1 protein-coding gene is annotated in these 1,810 nt (G+C 71.2%); it reads right to left on the minus strand.

The window, feature by feature from the left end; translation table 11 throughout:
* Window positions 1–1,810 (minus strand): zinc-binding dehydrogenase (locus ACZ601_RS39065; RefSeq protein ID WP_469547006.1); only part of this gene is annotated, 1,810 nt, incomplete at both ends.

Genomic DNA, 1,810 nt, shown 5'->3' on the forward strand with positions numbered 1-1,810 from the left:
GTGGTGGGTGACGAGGTGGTGGGCGAGGAGTTGGGCGAGTTGGCCGGTGGCGCCGGTGATCAGGACGGTGCCGTCCGGATCGAGCCGCCTCGGCAGCGTCAGCAGGGTTTTGCCCACGTGCTGCGCCTGGCTGAGGAAGCGCAGCGCCTCGGGGGCGTTGCCGATGTCCCACGCGGTGATCGGCGGCGGCGTCAGTACGCCCGCCTCGAACAGGGCGACCAGCTCACCGAGCATTTCCTGGATCCGCTCGGGCCCCGCGTCTTGCACGTCGTAGGCCGCGTACCGTACGCCCACGTGCTCGACCGCCACCTGCCCGGGATCACGGACGTCGGTCTTGCCTATCTCCAGGAACCGTCCGCCGCGCGGTAGGAGGCGCAGTGATGCGTCGACGAAGTCCTTGGCGAGGGCGTCGAGTACGACGTCCATGCCTCGGCCGTGGGTGGAGTCGAGGAAGTGCTGTTCGAATTCGAGGGTGCGGGAGTTGGCGAGGTGGGCGTCGTCGATGCCGAGGGCGCGCAGGGTGTCGTGTTTGCCGGGTGAGGCGGTGCCGTAGACCTCGGCCCCGAGGTGGCGGGCGAGCTGTACGGCCGCCATGCCGACACCGCCGGCAGCGGCGTGGATGAGCACGGACTCACCCGGGCGCACACCGGCCAGATCCACCAGACCGTAATACGCCGTCAGATACACCACCGGGACCACCGCGGCCTGCTGGAACGACATGGCCTCGGGAACCCGCGCCACCAGCCGGTGATCGGTCACCCCGACCGGGCCGAGCCCGCCTGCGGGGAACATGCCGAACACCCGGTCGCCGGGGGCGAGCCCGTTGACATCCGGCCCCGTCTCGACGACCACCCCGGCACCCTCGCCGCCGATCTGCGCGTCGTCCCCCGGATACATCCCGAGCCCGATCATCACGTCACGGAAGTTCAGCCCGCCCGCTCGCATCTCCACCCGGACCTGACCGGGTGCCAAGGGCTCGTCCACCGCGGGATGCGGCACCAGGGCGAGGTTGTCGAGCGTGCCGCGCCGCGTCACATCCAGCCGCCAGGAGTCATCGCCGTGCGGCGGGGTGAGGATCCCGCGTGCGTCATCAGCTCGTACGAGGCGGGGCACATAGGCGGCGCCGTCCCGGACGGCAGCTTCGGGGACCCCGGAGACCACTGCGGCCACGACCGCCTCTGCGGATGACGGTCCGTCCGTGTGCGCGCCGTCGACATCGAGCAGTGCGAAACGGTCCGGGTTCTCACTGCGGGCCGACCGCACCAGTCCCCAGACCGCCGACGCCGGAAGGTCCCGCACCTCGGGCCCTGTCCGCACCGGCACCGCCCCCCGGGTGACCACCACCAGCTCGGACGCGACGAACCGCTCATCAGCCAACCAGAGTTGAGCCCACTCCATCACCTCACGCACCACGCGGTGCGTGGCCTGCGGCACCTCGACCGGCGAGGCCTCGTCGGCCTCCGGAGCACCCTCGCACGCGACGAGCACCCGACCCGGCACCTCGGCCCCTTCGTCCAGCGCGGACCGCAGCGCGTCGAAGTCGGCGTACACGGGTACGCCACCCAGCGCCGGTGCCAGCCCGAACCGGTCCGTCCCCACGACACACGCGACCCCGAGCTCACCTCGTGGCCCACCGGCGGCCAGCGGCTCCCATTGCACGAGGTGCAGGGGACGCATCGAATTCGCCGCCGCTGCATCTCGGGGGGCAGACGCGGCGAGTTTTGCTGTGTCGATGGGGTGGAGGGTGAGGTTGTTGATGGTGAGGGTGGGGGTGGTGGGGTGGGTGGGGGTGGTGGCGGTGAGGGTGTAG

Source organism: Streptomyces sp. NPDC104307, assembly GCF_055584045.1.